Raw genomic sequence first — 18,763 nt, 5'->3', positions numbered from 1 at the left:
CTGATGAAACAAAAGCACGAAAACAAGCTGAAAAAGGTATGCCGCCGTAAATCCAAATTTCTTGTTGATTTTTGCGTCTTTTAAATGCTTGAGGACGTTCAATTCTTGGAAAGCCGGTTTAATTTCTTTTGGTAGTTGATTGCACGACTCTTTTTGCTTTATCATATAGAGGACACCTCTTCTGTATGGTATGGGTTGCTCGACACAATCACTATACCAAACAAAAGCGGTGTTTTTCTATTTTTGCAAGGGATAGATCTTTATCCTGATGCAGCTTTATTTATCAAGGGTCCATGGCCAATTTTACTCTGCGAAGTTTGAGTTAAGAATTAATCCCGAATTTCGAAAGTACGACTCTTTGAAAACATGAAAAGGGCTCCGAATCTTTGGTAGAGTGGTGTTTGTCGATACAACATCAGCCAAAGAGAGGAGCACCTTTTAGGTGAAGTCTATCACATCGATCAGTAAAATCAAGAGCGAATTTTCACTGCAAAACGCAACAAGCTTCGAAGGCGTCAAAATCCTTCTGGCCTATCTCGAAAAAATCAAGCTGGCGCAAGCGATGAGCAGCCTCTCCGGCGGCAAAACGCACAACTCTATTTCACTCCTCCACCAACGCCACCGACTTCCTGCAGCAAACCTTCAAGCTTCTTGACGAGCGCAAGGTAAAGTATACCCGGTTTGACAAAGGCTTGGTGGCGAAGACTTCTATAGTATGTGGGAAAGCAAAAGAATCGGTTATGTCGGCAAACTCAAATGGACCGAACGGCTTGCTAAGGATATTAACTTTGGTTAACTCCAAATTGTGAAATTTTTTTATTGACCACGGCAACAAAATAACGGCCGCTAGCGTCATTCCTTTAAGCATGTCGGGATTTGACTCTTGGCGAAGTTAATTCGATCTTTACATCAAATGAGGTGCTATACAATGAAATCGTTGGATGAACTCATTGACGAATCGGAATCCACGTGGCTAGAAGTGCAGGATTGGGTTTCCAAAGCCGCCAATACCGTCGAAATTTTACCGGCGAATCCGCACGAAGCCAGAGAGGTATTGCATCAACTGCAAATTACGACCAGGTCCGTATTGGGTACAGTTGCGTATTATACCGGCGGCATCTTCATCGAGAACGGCTGGCTGCGCATCTTAGGCTCCGGCAGTCGTCGGCTGCCGAGGAATTTGATCACGTGGAATGAAATCGGCGCCGATGGAAAAAGCTCAAGACTTCCTTCATCGTTCTTAATTGCCGACGACGTAGTAGGCGGCTTTTTCGCGCTGAACGGCGGAGCCTTCGAGGGCAAACCGGGAGATGTGTTTTATTTCGCGCCCGATACATTGGAGTGGGAAAGTCTGGATATGGGTTTTTCGGATTTTTTATATTGGGCTTGCTTTGGCGATGTGCAGAAGTTTTATGAGACTTTTCGTTGGGAAGGCTGGGCGGAAGAGATTCGGCATATCGATGGAAACCAGGGAGTGTCGATTTATCCGTTCTTGTGGGCGGACGGCGGGCCTGTTACCGATCGTGCCAGATCCGTCGTGCCGATCGAGGAGCTATGGAAAATTTATGCGTATAAAAGTAAACTCAAATGAGAAAGTGCTAATTGGATAATTGGATCAGCCACACCCATAACAGAGAAGCCAGACGGAAATGGGCAACGTATTGTTTTATAATCGGATTCCCCAACCTGCTCCTCGCCGCCGTCGTTTATTTCGATTCGCTGTAAAACGGAAAAGCCGTGCATGCCCTTAAATCAAAGGGCCGCACGGCTTTAAACACATCAACGAATCGGTATTCGCATTTCCAGTTCCTTATAAACTTCGATTTGCGGCATCGTGTACGTCGTCAGACGAACCGACAGTTCCTTATTCAGCGGGCGCACTCCTACACGTACGAATATGCCTTGCTGCAAAAGCCTTCTGCGGCACGTGCACCGCGCAACCGTTGTGGCGTACATCTTCCTCTCCCGCATATTCAATACACCCCATTAGAGTCCTCGCGATCTCCCTTTGGTTCTCGGTGGCGCACGTATTTTTTCGCCAAGCTTTTCGCGAGTGCAAAATTCCCTGCGTCAATGACCCTTCTAACTATTCAAAATTTTGCCTAAATTGTGTTTATCAAGTAGAATGGTTCCGTACCTTATTCGCACGAGGAGGCCGGTGTTCTTTTCTTATTCGACATGCCATATGGTTTTAGGTGAGAGATTCTTCTGGAGGCGGTGATCCTGATGTCCGATCCGAACGAATTCGGGTCCCAATATTTCGAGAAAATATTAAATATGGTCGACGTGGGCGTCCATCTGGTGAACCGGGAAGGCACGACTGTCTTTTATAACGACAAAATGGCGGAGATCGACGGCCTTGCGCGGAAGCAGGTGCTGCATAAAAATATTTTTCACGTCTACCCTTCCTTAACCCACGAAACGAGCACGCTGGCCAAGGTGCTGCAGACCGGACAAGAGGTGCCCGAAAAAATACAGACCTACGTCAACGTCACGGGCAAACGCATTACGACCATCAACCGCACGTATCCGCTCTTCGATAACAACAAGCTCACGGGAGCTTTGGAGGTCGCCAAGGACATTACCAGCATCGTTCAGCTTCACGACCAAATTCTGGACCTGCGCCACCAGCTATACCAAGCCAAGCAGAAGGACGGCAAAAAGACGGGCACGGCCCGCTATCATTTCAGCGATCTGATCGGGCAAAGCCCGGCGTTTCTGGAAGCGGTTTCTATAGCCAAAAAAGCGTCCCGCTCCAGCTCCCCCGTCTTCATCTGCGGGGCTACGGGCACGGGTAAGGAGTTGTTTGCCCAGAGCATGCACAATGCGAGCGTTCGCCGCAATCATCCGTTCATCGCACAGAACTGCGCCGCCGTGCCCGGCGACCTGATGGAGGGCATCATGTTCGGAACGACCCGAGGCGCGTTCACCGGAGCGGTGGACCGTGCGGGCTTGTTCGAGCAGGCCAGCGGCGGTACGCTGTTTCTGGACGAGATCAACAGCTTGGATCTGCTGCTTCAGGCCAAGCTGCTGCGGGTGCTGCAGGACGGCATCGTGCGGCGAATCGGGGGGACGACGGAGCAGCAGGTGAACGTCAGAATCGTCGCAGCGATGAACATGGACCCGCAGGAAGCGCTGGACAAAGGCATTTTGCGGCACGACCTCTTTTTCCGGCTCAATGTCGTCAACCTCCAGCTTCCCTCGCTGCTGCGAAGGCAAGAGGATATTCTGCTGCTTGCGCAGCATTTTATCGAGAAGTTCAATCCGATGTTCGGCATGAAAATTACGGGACTGGCTCCTTCCGCCATGCGGCAATTCATGGCTTACGTCTGGCCCGGCAACGTTCGCGAATTGGGGCATGCCATCGAATCTGCCTTCAATATGATCGAGCCGGAAGAGGAGATCCTTGAGGAGCATCATCTGCCTACGAATCTGAGGGAGACTCCCAGTCCCGTGCCGGTCCCCTCTCTGCGGAAGCCGGACCTCACCGCGTTCCCGGCGGGGAAGTTAACCGACCGGATGAAGCAGATGGAGCGGGATGCGATCGTCGACGCACTCAAGCATCACGGCTACAACATCAGCCTTGCCGCGCAAGCCTTGGGGATCAAGCGGCAGGCCTTGCAGTACAAGCTGAACCGGTACGGAATCGCGAGGAAGCCGTAGCGCGAGTTATCTTTTTCCAGATCGGCATGGGCCCAGCACCTCCCAATATTGGCACGGTTTTTGCTTATTAAATTAGCGAAAACGATTAATGGAGGTGTTCGCGATGAGCGTACCGATGATGGACCCGCAAAGCAAAGCAAACGTTCCCCCTCTCAGCAGCAAACGGCACTGGAAAGACGTCGAACTGTGGAAAGACGTGACGGAGGAACAGTGGAACGATTGGCTGTGGCAGTTGACGCACACAATCCGCACCTTGGACGAGTTGAAGCAGGTCGTGAATTTGACTCCCGAGGAAGAGGAAGGCGTGCGCATTTCGACGCAAACGATTCCATTGAATATAACGCCGTATTACGCTTCGCTTATGCACCCGGACGATCCCCGCTGCCCGATCCGCTTGCAGTCGGTTCCGATCTCCGCCGAGCTGCTGAAGACGAAATACGATCTGGAGGACCCGCTCCACGAGGACGAAGATTCCCCGACGCCGGGCTTAACCCACCGTTACCCGGACCGGGTGCTGTTTCTGGTGACCAACCAATGCTCGATGTACTGCCGTTACTGTACACGCCGCCGCTTCTCGGGCCAAGTGGGCATGGGGGTGCCTAAGAAGCAGCTAGACGACGCCATCGACTATATCCGCCGTACGCCGGAAGTCCGCGACGTACTCCTGTCCGGGGGCGACGGTTTGCTCATCAACGACAACATTGTGGAATATATATTGAAAAATTTGCGAGCGATCCCCCACGTCGAGATTATCCGGATCGGTACGCGGGCTCCGGTCGTCTTCCCGCAGCGCATTACGGAAAACCTGTGCAACATCCTGAAAAAGTACCATCCGGTATGGCTGAACACACATTTCAATCATCCCTTGGAAATTACGACCGAGGCGAAGCAGGCTTGCGAAATGCTGGCCAACGCGGGCGTTCCGCTGGGGAATCAGGCGGTCATTCTGGCGGGCATTAACGACAGCACGCATATTATGAAAAAGCTCATGCACGACCTGGTCAAAATCCGCGTCCGCCCCTACTATATTTACCAATGCGATTTGTCCGAAGGCATCGGCCATTTCCGGGCGCCCGTGTCCAAAGGGCTGGAGATTATCGAGGCGCTGCGCGGCCATACTTCGGGCTATGCCGTCCCGACCTTCGTCGTCGACGCCCCCGGAGGCGGCGGAAAAATCGCGCTGCAGCCGAACTATTTGATCTCGCAAAGCCAGGATAAAGTCATCCTGCGCAACTATGAAGGCGTTATCGTCGGGTACCCGGAGCCGAAAAATTATGTCCCGGGCCGCGCCGATGAATATTTCAACGAAATTTACGGCATCCAGCAAGCACCAGCAAGCACCGGAATTATTGCCCTCATAAAGGATGAAAAATTCAACCTGGTGCCGGAAAACTTGCACCGCATCGGTCGCAGAAAATCGTATGAAGAAGCTTCCGAGCACACCTCGCTGAAAGACCGCCGGCAAAAGCGGGATGAAATGAAGGAAAAGCTGATCAAAGCGGTGAAGCAAAAGGAGAATGCTTCGAACGCGGAATCTTGAGGCGTTGGTGATAGGGGGAGCTTGGGCGGCTCCCCCGCTGGGGTACTTGGCGGGTGGGGCGCCGTGCAAGGATTCCGACATGGTGTAAGGGCTGTGCGGGGGCCAGTCTGCTGGGCGTTTTTTCCGAAGGCCACCGGGAGTTTTACCAACGTAAGCCTCTCTCGGAGCGCGTTTTGTTGTAGTACAGCGGGCGGTCGACCTCTGGCGCAAAACGTCCGGGCAAGCGAATCAGCCCTCGCGCATTCCACCAGGGAGCGTCGAGGGCTTTATTCGGGCTGCGTGGGCAGCAAGTACGTTCCTATTTAACCCTTGCTTGAAAATTTGTTGATTCGCGGCGCGTTCATCAGCTCTTCGTAACGGAACTTACTTCCCAGCGCGGAGAAATCGTTCAAATAAAGCGCCTCTTCGATTCGCTGCGACATGTTTTCGGTAACGTATTGTCCGCAGTTAGGACAATCCAACGCCGGAGCTTCCAGAATCTGCACCGCCGTTTTCCCGTCCGGCGCCACCCAATAGCAATCTTTTACGCTCTCGCGGATCGGTTCCGCATCGCACCACATACATTTCATCGTTCCTTCTCTCCCCTCTCCAGGTTGTTATTATTTTTACCATATTGTATATAAGCAAAGTTGATGCCAACTTAGGACTAGGAACGAAATAACCTTATGGACCGGGTGAAAAGCATACAATGCCGCAAAATATTTTGCACTTCGCCATCATTTTGCAGCAAAACTTTTTGTCCGCCGGGAGAATAGACGTGATCCCCTCTCGCATTAGCTCTGTTTTTGCTTTAAACTTAGGGATGGACCGCTCGGGTGAGATGGATTTACGAATCAGTTTTCCTACGGAAAGCTAAGCCTATGCTTACGAAGTCAGCTTTTCTACGAAAAGCTCTGTATACGCTTACGAAGTAGCTTTCCTACGGAAAGCTTGGAGGAGGAAAAAAATGCTGGAAGAACAAGCTTACTATACCAATCAAGTCGAGCAGGGACGCGATTACGAGATGCATGTCTGCCTCGATTTTTTTAACAAAAGGATACGGATAGACGATTACCGGGGAAATATTGATGCTATTTACGGGCGTATGTGCGAGCTTGCCAGCCAGCATGCGTTAACCAAAGCCTTCGTCAAGTCGCGCGAAGAAGATTGGCCAGCCTTTTTATCCAAAGGCTGCATGCTAGAAGGGATCTATAAAGGCTACTTTCTTGGCAGCGACGCCTATTGTATGGCCGTCTACTTCGATCTGGAGCGCCGGACCAGCGATTACTGGATCGAGGAAGATCACATTCTGGGGCAAGTGCTTCAGCTCCCCTTGAAGCCGGAATACCCGCAGGTCCCCGCAGACTGTACGCTGCGCATCGCCGAGCCGGAAGATGCCGAGGCACTTGCCGCTTTGTACGGCCAAGTATTTCAAACGTACCCAACACCTATGAGCCAGACTTGGTATGTCGGAAAGGTCATTCGGGAGGGCACCGTCTTTTATATCGTGAAACAAGCAGGCCTGCTGATCAGCGCCGCCTCGGCGGAAATCAACGAAGCGTACCGCAATGCGGAAATTACGGATTGTGCTACGCTCCCCGCTTACCGCAAGCTGGGACTCATGAGAGTGATCATTTATGCTTTGGAGGAGGAATTGCGCAGCAGGAACATCTATTGCGCCTATTCACTGGCGAGAGCCCTTTCGTTCGGCATGAATGCCGCCCTCGGGCAGATGGGGTACCGTTACTACGGCCGGCTGACGAAAAGCGTCGAGATTTACGATAAATTCGAGGATATGAATCTATGGGTTAAAGACCTCGGGGAGGGAAGGACTTAGCGGAAGCTAGGCCTTCCCTTTCATGTGGAGGAAGTTTTTTTAATAACCCTACAGTTCCATACCGCTGTACCCCATTGTTCGATAACCTTTAATCCTTTTCTTATACATACTCATCAGTAGTGGCACCTGAAGATCGACATAATCGTAGATTTGTACATCCTTTTTATTACTATGTGAACGATGCAATCGTCCCGCATATTGCTGGAGCGTTCCTTTCCAAGAGATCGGGTGGACGAGAAATAAAGTATCCAGCCTCGCATCATCAAAGCCTTCACCGATCAATTTTCCAGTTGCTATAAATACCCTTTCCTCTGAATCCCCAATACTCGCAATCTTCTCACGAAGTGCTTCCCGCTGTTTTTTGCCCATTCCACCACGCAACACAATCACGTTTTTGGCAAACTTTTTCAATCGATTTTCAAAATATTCGACATGAGCCGTTCGCTCCGTGAGCAAGATAGGAGACCTTCCTTGGTCCAAACATTTGAGCAAATCATCAAAAATTAATTCATTTCTGCTTTCGTCATCGATGAGCATCTGATAGATATCTTGTATTTTCAAATGCCCTGATTCACCAGGAATTTTGAAGGTTGTATATCTCGGGATTACTTTGTGCTCCATTCCGCGAGCTAGCGCTTGTGACTTCGGATCAATTTTGATTCGAATCGGGCCACACTGCATCAACACAATTGGTTCGTGACCATCCTGACGGGCTGGCGTAGCCGTCAGTCCAACGACATACTTCGCCTTTGCCTTTTTTAGAACTTGCTCAAAACTGAAAGCAGAAACATGATGACACTCATCTACAATAATCTGACCATACTCAGCCAGATAGTCTTTGATCTGTCCCTTGTGATTCAAACTCTGGATAATAGCGATATCGACACAGCCAGTGCGCTTTTCCTTCCCGCCGCCGATGACTCCAATATCCTTGGGGCTCAGATTCAAAAAAGTGCTGAGTCTCTCCTTCCATTGATCCATCAATTCCCGCCTATGGACAAGAATCAGCGTATTTACCTGTCTAGAAGCAATGATGGAAGCGGCTACTACCGTTTTTCCAAAAGCAGTCGTAGCCGAAAGAATTCCTGTATCATGAGCCAAGATCGATCTTGCCGCGGTATCTTGCAGCATGGAAAGTTTTCCGAGAAAAACCACATCAACATGCTTTCCCGTATTACGCTCGTCGGTGATCAACAGTTCGACTTGATGTCGATTAAACAGATGAATAACCTTTTGATACAATCCTCTCGGAAGCGCAATATGGTTAGGAAAATCCTCCGAGCAACCGATAACACGCGGCTTCCCGTAAGTCGGTAAGCGCATGGCCTGTGTTTTATAAAAATCGGGATTCTGAAAAGCAGCTAATCGCTGAAGGTGGTTCAACATCTTGACTGGCAAACCATTTTTCTCGATATATATCATATTGGCTAGCACAATTTTGACGGTTGGGGGTAACTCGAATTGCTCTCGATCATCAGATGAAAACGCAGCTTGATCCCAAGGCTTGGCCTCATCATTATCTTCACCCCAATGACCGACATTCAGCAAGGCCTCATTGTGCGCAGCTTCCCGAACCACTTTTTCAACTTCGGCTAAGGTCATCCTAGGCAGTGTAGATAGAAAGCTCCACTGATCCTCATATGGCAGGAAGTATTCATCTACAAAGACACTGTTACCTTCCTTACGAGGAGCTCCTTGCAACGGCAAAGCGATCAAATTGCCAAAGCCGCCTTTGGGTAATGTATCCTGATTCGGAAACAAGCGATCATACGATCCCAAACCGAGCTGATGTCTTCTCTCCATGGTTTTAGTCAAGAGAGCACAGCCGAGCTTTCTAGCAAGGCTTGCTTCAGTCGGCTGCTCGAAAAAAATCCATACATGGCCTCCATTCCCAGAACGAGACCTTTCCAAAGCGGCCGGGACGTTCATTTCTCTGCATGTTTTCATCACTGCGCTGGCATCCTGCTGCCAATTTTGTTTGTCAAAATCGATTGCCAGAAACCAGCAGGTTTCATCTGTAAGCATCGGGTACACCCCGATGATTCGATTTACCTTGGCATCCAAGTGTCCTGCGACCACCTCATCCGTTACAGGCAGGAACTCCCGATGAGAGCATTCCGAGCATTTGATTTGCGGCTTTTTGCAAACCACGGACCACTCACGTTGGCAGGCTGGAGAATAGCCTGACTTTCCGTTCTTGCTTTCCCATCTGACCGGGTACACATCTTCCCGTCCACGGAACAGACTGCGGAACAAAGCAATCTTCTCGTCGGGCGTAGAGTAATTATGAACGCTCCCTTTTTCATTTTTATGGGAACGAACAGGCACAGGTTCTTGGACTACATCGGATGGAGGGAACTCGGGTATGGTATTTGTAGCGCTTAAATTTTGTAATCGTTCTTCCGTTGCAAACAACTGTAATTTTTGCTTGAGCTGCTGATTTTCAAGCCTGAGTCGTTCAATTTCTTGTAGTGCGAGCGCAAGCTTGTTTTCAAGTTCTTCCATGTTCCCTCCGTATAATACAGTGCTAAAAACAATGAGAAGTCTATTAAACATTGTAACACAGTAAATACATAAATATCCATTTTTTACTGATGAACAAAACAGAGAAAACCCCATCCATTAAGATAGGGTTTGTTTATGAATGCTCGATATTCATAGTTTTGAAGTCAACCTTAAGCCCAACCGCTGTCATGAAATCTATACTCAGGATTCCATCAAAACCATAGGGTTCTCTTGTCATACCCAACTGGACTTTAAAAGATGGTAACATGATGTTTCCAATTTGTAAGCTTTCCACAATTTGTCCATAGCATAACTCACTCGCACCGCCAACACCATACATCCGTTTGGCAGTTCCATTGATCATATCAAGGTATAGTCCGATCTTTGCCAATAAATCCGTATCAAATATGGTGGAAGCACATCCTGTATCAAACGAAACATTGCTCATTTCAATGGTCTTCTCTTGACATGTGCATGAAAATGAAACCAACGGAAGACCATGTTCCAGTCTAAGTCTCATCATGATCTACGAATCCCTGTAAAGTATTCCTTGATAACTTCAATTTCCTGTTTACTGGTATGGAATACATAAAATTCACGTTCGGGATTTTCCTTATGGTAGTGTTTATATCCTTCCCAAGCCTGCATAGGGTTATCGTATTCTTTCACAACCGTCATTTCTTCAATTGTCCGTACGCAATTGTTTGATACAGCCTTGAGGGCTTCCACCAGGACAAAACGACTGGGGTAATGGTTACAAACCTCCGACCATTTCATTTCATGCAGCCCCTTACAATAAAAGTTAAAATCATTATAACATAGAACCTCAGTTACCTTAATCGTTGAATTCATTTTGTAAAATCAGCAGGAGACAATAGTTTTACAAACTCGGATGTAATTATGGCTTTTCCATGCTTATATGCTTCCATGCTTTGATCCATCATTAGTTTAAGATCTGGATTTGAACGGATTTCCTTAGCGATGGATACCGGTTCCATCCTGCTCTCCCCCTCACCTAAGCTCCATCCCCAGCACCGATTGCGCCAAGTCCACATGCTCGTTATCCAGCTTCACGTGAACCTGCCCGTGCCTGCGCTTCTCGCGCCACTCCTTCAAATCCGTTGCGCTATCCAACTTCAGCTCCGCAATGTTCAGCGCCCGATCGAACAAATACTTCGACGTATACAGCAACCTATAAATCCTGTGTCCGCCAAGCTGAATCGGTTTCTCCCGCCGCAGCCACTCCTCCACAGTGAACTTTACGTACAACTGCTCTTCCGTCCCTTGTCTCGCCGGCCTCTCGGTGATCTCTTTACGCCGCAGCACCTTCCAATCCATAACCTTGCCGTACCATTGAATCCCTGTCTCCCCCTCCGATCCGAACTTCTTCCGAGACTGACAAACGGCGACATACTCGATCTGACTCAAAATTTTATGATCCGAAATATTCTCCAGCGGCACGTGGTAAAAGCGATGCTTCCGAGCTACCTCTAGCTGCGAAACCTCCCTTAACGAGCCGACCAGCACATTCTTCCCGACCAGACGATCTTGGTAATACTGCTTCGTTCCCCGCGGCCGCGTAGAGCGTTCGTAGGCTTTTTCCGGGCTGTCCAAAATAATTTCATCCAAAAACCGCTCCATCAACGAAGTTGCATTCGGTAAAAACGGGAACGCTCCTACGTTAATCAGCTCGATGCTTTTGTACAGCTTATGCTCCTGGAACCGCTCTTCGTCGGGGTACGGAAACAGCACATAAGCCCCGAACATGCTTCGCTCGTATTCGTGCTCCTGCTTGTCCATATACACGATGGCGTCCCGGTAACGGTGCATCGTATTGATGTCTTCCTCTTCCGGCCCGGGCATCCGGTATTTTTTGTAATACGACGTGCCTTCGTAAGCCGGGTTCAAGCGGTATTTCGCGTCAAAAATATATTTGTACTCCGCAGCAGCATCCTTCTTCTTAAGAGTTAATACATTGTCCGGCCGCTGAGCCAAGGTCGGGCTCGTATCTCCGCTCGGCAGAGCATTATAGAACAACGTAAACACTTCCCCATTGCTCGGGTTGCGGTATTCCATCCTCGCTTGCTGCGTTTTATCCAGCGTCACAAATAACCCCGTCCGGTTCACGCGAATGATGTCCTGGTTCAACAATTCGTACTTTTTGCTCAGCAAATGGTGGATTTTCAAGAAGCACCAGTACTCGTAAAGCTTCGCCAAGTCCTTCATGGACAGACGGAACAAATCGCTCTGGATCGACAAACCCTTCATCAGCATCAGATAATAACGGTATACCTCCCGGTAACCCGGCGCCATCTGAAGCACTAGCGAAACAGACATATGCGTCATGTCGCCTACGTTCAGAAAATCATGCGCCAGCACCCGCTGAAGCTGTGTCTGCATAAGCTCTAGACGCGTCAACAACTGTGGATCGCGGTCGCGGCCTTTTTCGGACAGACGCTTTTTCAGCCCTTTCAGCTTCTGCTGGATGCGCAGCAGCACCCAACGCACGAACCGATTCTCAGGCGTGTTGTAATGTACCTGCCGCTTTGTCTCCAGCACATGGCTCGGGACCATCTGCTGCCCTTGAACAGGAATAAAACCGAGTCGCTCGTCCGGACGGAGCAAATGAGGCCGCTTCACCAGAAATGCGACGTTTTCTTTGCCCGCTTTCTTCACTCGCGCCGCGTCAACGACTCGCTTGTCCACTTGAAGCTGAGTATGAGGCGCCTGCTTGATCCGCTCCACGGCTTGTATGAGCTGCGTGAACACATGCTGGAGGATTGTGAAAAACTCCGTCAAGCTCTGATTCTTCGTCTCCCTGAGCCCCGTCAGGTGATACGTCTTCCGCAAGAAGTCAAAGGACAGATTATATATCTGCTCGTTCACGTCCTTTAGGATCATCTCGTAGTCGCGCTTGTAATCCATCTTGATCGGAAAAATCTCCAGTTGAAGCTGCATCACAGTCTGCCCATGCACGCGCAGCTCCAGCTCGGTATGCCCGACTTCGTTCTGAAAATTGAGAATGCCGGACAGAATCTTTTGGCTCTTGCCCAGAGGCTTCACCGCTTCACGTAAATGAACGTTCTCATGGTAAAAGGTCAGCTCGACCTCCTGCTTCTTCTCGATGACCAGCTCATAGTACTGAGTCTCGAAAAAGATCGGATAACCATGATCTCCTTGGCCCCACGGCACCAGTTCCTTCGTTACCGGGGAAAAGACAGCCATCGATTCGATAGCTACCGACACGGACGGAGCGGCTACATGAAAATGAGCGCTCACCCATTCCTCCCCCTCATTGCGATGAAGCTGTAGCGTCTCCACCGCCGGATGAAACGGTTTGCCTTTGATATAGAGGTCGAACAGATTCGTCTCCACGCGTAGAAGCTCCACGTTCTGATTAAGAGAGCCAGTATGAGGTGAACCCATCTTCCTCCAACCTCCGCAACATAAAGGCTATTTTCCGCGCGCTTTGCGGGTATCTCACGATCTCGGACGATGATCCGGCATTCCACTTGAAATTGGGTTCCGTCGGATCGTCCATCATCTTCTGAATTGGCAGGCTCTTATCCAGTGCCACCTCCATCAATTGCAACAACGCTCGCTTCACCGAGCCCCCACTTCCTTGAATCCGAGGCAAAATCTTTTGCAAAAGCTGCATATCCAGTGCAGCGTCCTCACTAAGCAATTGGAAGCGCTCGTTGTATATCAGATAAAAGCAAATCGCATCCCGAATACGGAATCCGACATGGGAATGAATCTCTTCGAGAATGGTATTGATCTTCACCAGCATATCCGTCGTTCGGTGTACGAGGTCCCGGTACTCTCCATATACATCAACCAGTTGCAAATAATCGCTCCGCAAAAAGCTATTGGATACCTGTGTCGCCAGTTCGTCATCGTCGGCCAACGCCTCGTCTGGGTACTGAGCCAGGTTAATGTAGTTGAATTCGATCGTATTGGCTCGGTCCAATACTTTCTTGCTGAACGGATGCGTGGTCTCGTCCATATTGACCGTCCCGACGAGGTACACGTTATCCGGCAAATACATATTTCCGAAGGTCTGCTGATCTTGGTCCGTCGTGAGCGATTCTTTCCCGATTAACGAAGCCGTCATGATACGGCCGTCGTGCCATTCCTGCGTCTCCAGCACACTCAACAAGTCGCTAAAGTAATGCTCCACCCGCGCCAGATTCATTTCGTCCAGACAAATAAAATAAGGCTTGTGCCTATTGCTCGGCTTGGTCGCTTCCAGCAGCACCTCCGTCAACCGACCGGGGCGAAAAGCGCCGGACAAGTCCTTATAGCCAAGCAGATCGGAAGGATCGCTCCAATCCGGCCGTACCGGGATTAAAGTGAACTGGCGATTAGTACTTGTTGCTCCAAGCGCCTCGGCGAACAGCTTGACCAGCTTCGTTTTGCCCGTCCCCGAAACTCCTGCGAGAATAACGAACGGCTTCGTTTTGAGAGATAGGTAGAAGTTCTCGATGAGATGGTCGGGAAATTGGAAGCCTTTGCGCCGGATATAGGTTTGGATGATTTGTACGGTACTTGCGACATCTGAATCTGGGATAGGTTCCATCTCGACGAGCTCCCCACCTTTCATCGGATCTATAACGCTTGAAAGCTTCGTAAAATCGGGCCATGCCGTATCTGCGGACCTCGCTTGAATGATTTGCATCGCTTGAAGGGTGAAACGGAACAAATACCCCTGCTTTACGCCCCCTCCTGTATGAATCGGACCTTGATCAATGTCCAAAGGAATTAGGGCTTGTGAAAATCGCTGCAAAGGGATCGCAGGCTCCAGTGCATGGTACTGGACTCGCACTAAACGCCCCTCCTGCTCCCACCCATCACCACTACTTTGAAACGATGCTGGCTTAGGTGCACGCACAGCGGCTTCAAATACCTGGCTCACACTTCTCAACGCTCCATTGGCATAGTGCAGGATGATATCTCCAACCTTCACCTCATCCATCGTGTCCCAGTGATACATGGCGCGTCCATTGCTCGCTTTGAGCGGCGCCCATAGATTGCCTTCCGCTTGCCCTGCGGATAGTGTAGCCCCTTGATTTACCCACCAAATGCCCGGGAGATCGTGTTGGGTTAATAGTGTGGTGTTTCCAGTAATGAACTTTATTTCATAACGGTACGGAACACCCGTCGCATAAAATTCGATGTATTCTGCCTGTTCATCTGGAACCTTAATTTGCTCTTTTGGACTATCTCCATTGCTTCTCGATCTTGATGCTGCTTTTGGGCTTCCACTGCTCTTGGATCTCGCTGCGGCTATGTAATCGTAGGTCGATTTAAAGGTGCTCATCATTAAGGCTTTTAACTCTTTGTTGGAATCGTATCTTAGCTGTAGCGCCTCTCGATTGGCTGATCTTTGATCAATATTGGATAACGAAGCATCGTATGTATGCGTCCCGAATATAAGCTGTATCCTCTTACTCTTGCCAACTTCAATCTTCTCGCTGCCGTTCGCTTCGATAAAGTCAATATGAAATTCAATAGGAATATGCGAACCGTATTCGAACACCGACCAATCAACTTTTTTCTTACCAATCAAGTTAAGGATACTGCTATCTTTAGACCAGCTACGGACCTTCTTTATCATGATGACGCCTCCATAAGAGGATATAGAAAAAAGAGCGGTTTTTCCGCTCTTCAGATACATTCGACAGATATTTACATTTTCCTGTATCTATGCAAAATTATTAGAACCAAAGTCCTTTATATCGTATAGTGTATGTATCTTCTTCCATTTTCGGAGGTCAACCATGGGTCAAACTACACTGATTGTAATCATTATCGATTGTTTATTCGTAACGATTGAAGCCATTCTATTAGAGATGTTCAAGTCACGTCTAGAAGGTCCGATTGCGCAGCACACGAAGAGTTGGAATCAAGTGGATCTACCACGTCATCTGATGAAAGCAGCATTAATGAATTATTTTCATCGATTTTTGGGTCTTTTGCTCCAATCACTGTTATTGTCACTTCTTTGTTTTTGTTATCTATCGTACAGAATTGGTGCAAGCATTATCGGAAGAAGCGGATTACACAACACTTATTAATCATTGATCAGATCTTGGAGGATAGGGAGGATTAGCATGGTCTTCACAAGATTCCGCTTCTTCTCGAAGTTTAAGTCAAAATACGATGATATGACCATTTAGGATCGTCCCCTATCTTTACCGATAGATAGTGCAAAATTTTATCGATTCTAAGTAAAAGCTTTCGTACACATTCCTCGGTCGGCGGACTTGTGATGAAGCTATTGTAATGACTGGCAAGCTCAAGGATAGAATATAAAAATAGCTCCGTATCCAAATCCACCTCGCCGTATGACCGGAGCGTTTTTATTAAGATTTCGTATGAAGGCTGAGCATGTACAAGTTGGCCGTTAATCTCAATATAGAACGCTCTGAGCATAGCTTCCACTGCCATACCAACAAAAGAGAAACACTCCTCGTACATTCCATGGTGTAGGAATGCCACAGCCATCTCCATGTGTCTTTGGGATTTTTCATGCCAGTATTGCAAACTTGACGACAAATAAAATGGATGGTTATGCATGCTGGATAGATTCGACCAGCCAAATAGATTATTTAGAGCCAACTTCTGATCCCCTCCTGGCAGACATCCAACAAAGGATTTCCTAACCAAAATACCTCACTTTCGAGCTCCGCCCCTCAAACAAACAATAAATTCCAATCACTCGGAGTCATTATACACCGAAATCTTACTATATAGTAGTTTTATATTCAGATTACTTACTAACGATGAGTTATTTCTTGAACAAAATTTACCTACACTTCTAGTAGAAAGAGGTGTAGAGATGTCGGAAATTCTCAAGTTGGTCGGCACAAGGATCAGAGATATTCGAAAATCGAGAGGGTTATCTCAAGAAGCTCTGGCTGAAAAATCCGGGTTTAATCCTAGTTACATTGGATTCGTGGAGAGAGCAGAGAGAAATATTTCATTGATCAATCTCGAAAAAATAGCAAAAGCTCTGAATGTTGGCGTACATCAACTTTTTTCATACGTTCGGGAGTATGAAGACCTTACAGAAAACGAATCCCGGATTAAAGAGATTCTAACTATATTGAAAAATCGTGATTCGCGAGATCTGGACATGGCAAGGAATGTTCTACTTGAAATTTTCGAGCGCTATGATAACAAGTCAAACAAATAATCGCTTCGTTTTAACCTTATCTTTTATAGATAATCCTATTTCGCCGCTCCTTCAAGAACGACGGAAATGTACATTTCGTCGTCAAGAATCAATTCAATATGAGCGACTTTGTAGCTCAAGGCTTTGTACGAGACGGCATTTACCATTTGAAGAAGCGGCAAAAACTCTACTATATTGCTAACCTGATTTTCAATGTATTCGTCATCCGGGAGTAGCCATCGGATTTTTGATCCGTTCATATCGTATCACCTCTTTTTTCAATCTTTTTTCTAACCCTAGACCCGATAGTGTTTTTTATGTTCATGTTTAGTAAAATCAACTTAAAATAAGTTTATGAAATCATAGAAAAAATCGGAATCCCAATATAAGTGTAAAATATAATATTTTTCACTTATCAGAGTGGCATATTCAACTTGGTTAAGCTGTGTTAAAGATAATTCTACGAATAATGAAAGAAATCTTTCCTCAAAAAACTTCCCGATCTGACAACTCCTTTTGAAAATAACTAAAGAGGACACTACTCATAGGCGTTTCAGCCTAATCAGTAGCGTCCTCAGGATACACAATTCCTTGCAGATGCAAATCGACAGCAATCTTGATTAGTTCCTTCCCACCTTACCGACTCCGGTTAAACACCACCAGCTTCAGCTCTGTCAATTCCTCCACCGCATACTTGACGCCTTCGCGTCCGACGCCGCTTTCTTTCACGCCGCCGTAGGGCATGTGATCGAGCCGAAAGGTCGGAATGTCGTTGATCATGACGCCACCGACATGCAGCTTATCGATCGCGTTCATGGCCGTGTGCAGGTTATCGGTATAAATCCCGGCCTGAAGCCCGTAGACGGAATGGTTGACCCAGTCTACCGCTTCTTCCACCGAGCGGACCTTATTGATCAGCACAATCGGGGCGAACACTTCCTTGCAGGACACTTGCGCGTCAGGAGAGACGTTCAGCAGCACCGTCGGCGAGAGAATCCCGCCTTCCATCGTTCCCCCCGTTGCAACAGTTGCTCCCTGCTGCTCGGCTTCCTTAATCCATGCCACGGCCCGCTCCGTTTCGCGTTCGGAGATCATCGCGGACAAGTCCGTCTCGGCATCCAGCGGGTCTCCAAGCTTGAGCTGCTTGGCAGCTGCGACGAATTTCTCGACAAATTCGTCATACCTGTCCTCCAGCACGTACACCCGCTGCAAGGAGATGCAGACTTGGCCCTGGAACGAGAAAGCGCCTGTGACACAGCGTGCAATAATGGAATCGATCCGGGCGTCGCTGTCCACGATAACCGCGGAGTTGGAGCCCAGTTCCAGCGTGACCCGCTTCAATCCGGCTTTCGCGCGGATGCTCTTGCCGACAGACGGGCTTCCCGTGAACGTAATGACATCGACGCGGGGGTCCTCGACGATTTTATCGCCGATGACTCTGCCGGCGCCGGTGACGACGTTCAGAGCGCCGGCGGGAAGCCCGGCTTCCATAAACAGCTCCGCGATGAAGAACGCGGATAACGGCGTCTGGCCCGCAGGCTTCAGGACGACCGTATTGCCCGCGGCAATCGCCGGGCCCAGCTTGTGGGCGACCAGATTCATCGGGAAATTGAACGGAGTGACCGCCCCGACCACGCCCAGCGGCTCTCTTACGGTATAAGCGAAACGCCCTTCTCCTCCGGGAACGGCGTCCATCGCCAAGGTTTCGCCGTGAATCCGTTTCGCTTCCTCGCCGGCCAGCTTATACGTCTGGATCGTGCGGTCCACCTCGATCAAAGCGGCTTTGATCGGCTTAGCGGCTTCCAGCGCGATGAGGCGGGCCGCTTCTTCGCGGCGCTGTTCCAGCAGGTGGGACACGGTTTCCAGAATGCGAGCCCGTTGGTGGGCTGGCATGCTTCGCATGACCGACTTGCAGCGGACTGCTGCTTCGATCGCCAGCTCGGTCTCCGCGAGGTCGGCCGAAGCGATTTCGGCTAACTTCTCTTTGGAGTACGGCGAGTGCAGCGGGGTGTAGTTTTTCGTTTCAACCCAGGTTCCGTCGATGAATGCATGCTTTTTCATG

The 18,763-nt window shown here is 48.9% G+C and carries 17 protein-coding genes and 2 pseudogenes; 7 read left to right on the top strand and 12 right to left on the bottom strand.

Annotation, left to right across the window (positions count from 1 at the left end):
- Positions 1-165: pseudogene (locus BLO51_RS30455) on the bottom strand (IS4 family transposase); the annotation flags it as partial.
- Between the two features lie 277 nt (positions 166-442).
- Between BLO51_RS30455 and BLO51_RS31255 the strand changes: the two are divergent.
- The 3 genes and pseudogenes from BLO51_RS31255 (at position 443) to BLO51_RS19150 (ending at position 1,591) form a co-directional block, all read left to right on the top strand.
- On the top strand, positions 443-655 hold the full coding sequence (locus tag BLO51_RS31255) for a hypothetical protein (RefSeq protein WP_245719737.1): 213 nt from the start codon (positions 443-445) through the stop codon (positions 653-655).
- Positions 603-784 (top strand): annotated as a pseudogene (locus BLO51_RS31250) (IS1380 family transposase); the annotation flags it as partial. The gene BLO51_RS31255 and the pseudogene BLO51_RS31250, both read left to right, overlap by 53 nt.
- A gap of 144 nt (positions 785-928) precedes the next feature.
- Entirely contained in the window at positions 929-1,591 is a 663-nt protein-coding gene (locus BLO51_RS19150; RefSeq protein WP_090674422.1) for a DUF2625 family protein, read from the top strand.
- A gap of 188 nt (positions 1,592-1,779) precedes the next feature.
- Here the strand turns inward: BLO51_RS19150 and BLO51_RS30875 are convergent, their stop codons facing one another.
- Positions 1,780-1,911, bottom strand: coding sequence for a hypothetical protein (locus tag BLO51_RS30875; RefSeq protein ID WP_281180393.1), 132 nt, complete (start codon positions 1,909-1,911; stop codon positions 1,780-1,782).
- Between the two features lie 315 nt (positions 1,912-2,226).
- On the opposite strand from BLO51_RS30875, the gene BLO51_RS19145 reads away from it, so the two are divergent.
- Positions 2,227-3,663 (top strand): sigma-54 interaction domain-containing protein, encoded by a 1,437-nt coding sequence (locus BLO51_RS19145; RefSeq protein ID WP_090674420.1) that lies wholly within the window; start codon positions 2,227-2,229, stop codon positions 3,661-3,663.
- Positions 3,664-3,781: 118 nt separating this feature from the next.
- On the top strand, positions 3,782-5,203 hold the full coding sequence (kamA, locus tag BLO51_RS19140; RefSeq protein WP_090674431.1) for a lysine 2,3-aminomutase: 1,422 nt from the start codon (positions 3,782-3,784) through the stop codon (positions 5,201-5,203).
- A 302-nt stretch (positions 5,204-5,505) separates the two neighbouring features.
- Here kamA and BLO51_RS19135 read toward each other — a convergent pair whose 3' ends face one another.
- Positions 5,506-5,772 carry a YokU family protein gene (locus tag BLO51_RS19135; RefSeq protein WP_090674418.1) on the bottom strand — a complete coding sequence of 89 codons (267 nt, stop codon included), beginning with the start codon at positions 5,770-5,772 and terminating at the stop codon, positions 5,506-5,508.
- A gap of 377 nt (positions 5,773-6,149) precedes the next feature.
- Between BLO51_RS19135 and ablB the strand changes: the two genes are divergently transcribed.
- Positions 6,150-7,019, top strand: a complete 870-nt coding sequence (ablB, locus tag BLO51_RS19130; RefSeq protein WP_090674416.1) for a putative beta-lysine N-acetyltransferase — start codon at positions 6,150-6,152, stop codon at positions 7,017-7,019.
- Positions 7,020-7,067: 48 nt separating this feature from the next.
- Here the strand turns inward: ablB and BLO51_RS19125 are convergent, their stop codons facing one another.
- The 7 genes from BLO51_RS19125 to BLO51_RS31245 form a co-directional block, all read right to left on the bottom strand.
- A complete protein-coding gene (locus tag BLO51_RS19125; protein ID WP_090674414.1) occupies positions 7,068-9,524 on the bottom strand; it encodes a TOTE conflict system archaeo-eukaryotic primase domain-containing protein in 2,457 nt (818 codons plus the stop codon).
- 133 nt (positions 9,525-9,657) lie between these two features.
- Complete coding sequence (locus BLO51_RS19120; protein ID WP_245719736.1) at positions 9,658-9,972, bottom strand: aspartyl protease family protein; 315 nt, start codon at positions 9,970-9,972, stop codon at positions 9,658-9,660.
- A gap of 71 nt (positions 9,973-10,043) precedes the next feature.
- Positions 10,044-10,301, bottom strand: a complete 258-nt coding sequence (locus BLO51_RS19115; protein WP_090674412.1) for a hypothetical protein — start codon at positions 10,299-10,301, stop codon at positions 10,044-10,046.
- Positions 10,302-10,372: 71 nt separating this feature from the next.
- Positions 10,373-10,522, bottom strand: a complete 150-nt coding sequence (locus tag BLO51_RS29335; protein WP_167670260.1) for a hypothetical protein — start codon at positions 10,520-10,522, stop codon at positions 10,373-10,375.
- Positions 10,523-10,535: 13 nt separating this feature from the next.
- The gene (locus BLO51_RS19110) at positions 10,536-12,950 is read right to left on the bottom strand and encodes a restriction endonuclease-like protein (RefSeq protein WP_090674410.1); all 2,415 of its coding nucleotides are present in this window, start codon (positions 12,948-12,950) and stop codon (positions 10,536-10,538) included.
- On the bottom strand, positions 12,922-15,141 hold the full coding sequence (locus BLO51_RS19105; protein WP_090674408.1) for an McrB family protein: 2,220 nt from the start codon (positions 15,139-15,141) through the stop codon (positions 12,922-12,924). The genes BLO51_RS19110 and BLO51_RS19105 overlap by 29 nt, the downstream gene beginning before the upstream one ends.
- A 530-nt stretch (positions 15,142-15,671) precedes the next feature.
- Entirely contained in the window at positions 15,672-16,103 is a 432-nt protein-coding gene (locus BLO51_RS31245; RefSeq protein WP_425415819.1) for a HEPN domain-containing protein, read from the bottom strand.
- 262 nt (positions 16,104-16,365) lie between these two features.
- Between BLO51_RS31245 and BLO51_RS19090 the strand changes: the two genes are divergently transcribed.
- Complete coding sequence (locus tag BLO51_RS19090; RefSeq protein WP_090674403.1) at positions 16,366-16,722, top strand: helix-turn-helix domain-containing protein; 357 nt, start codon at positions 16,366-16,368, stop codon at positions 16,720-16,722.
- A gap of 35 nt (positions 16,723-16,757) precedes the next feature.
- Here BLO51_RS19090 and BLO51_RS19085 read toward each other — a convergent pair whose 3' ends face one another.
- Both BLO51_RS19085 and BLO51_RS19080 read right to left on the bottom strand, forming a co-directional pair.
- On the bottom strand, positions 16,758-16,961 hold the full coding sequence (locus tag BLO51_RS19085; protein WP_090674401.1) for a hypothetical protein: 204 nt from the start codon (positions 16,959-16,961) through the stop codon (positions 16,758-16,760).
- A 376-nt stretch (positions 16,962-17,337) separates the two neighbouring features.
- On the bottom strand, positions 17,338-18,762 hold the full coding sequence (locus BLO51_RS19080) for an aldehyde dehydrogenase family protein (protein ID WP_090674400.1): 1,425 nt from the start codon (positions 18,760-18,762) through the stop codon (positions 17,338-17,340).
- Between the last annotated feature and the right edge of the window lies 1 nt (position 18,763).

It is taken from the genome of Paenibacillus tianmuensis (genome assembly GCF_900100345.1).
In the GTDB taxonomy this organism is placed as follows: Bacteria; Bacillota; Bacilli; order Paenibacillales; family NBRC-103111; genus Paenibacillus_G; species Paenibacillus_G tianmuensis.
The sequence above is the reverse complement of the archived record's forward strand: the minus strand, read 5'-3'. Positions and strand labels throughout refer to the sequence as shown.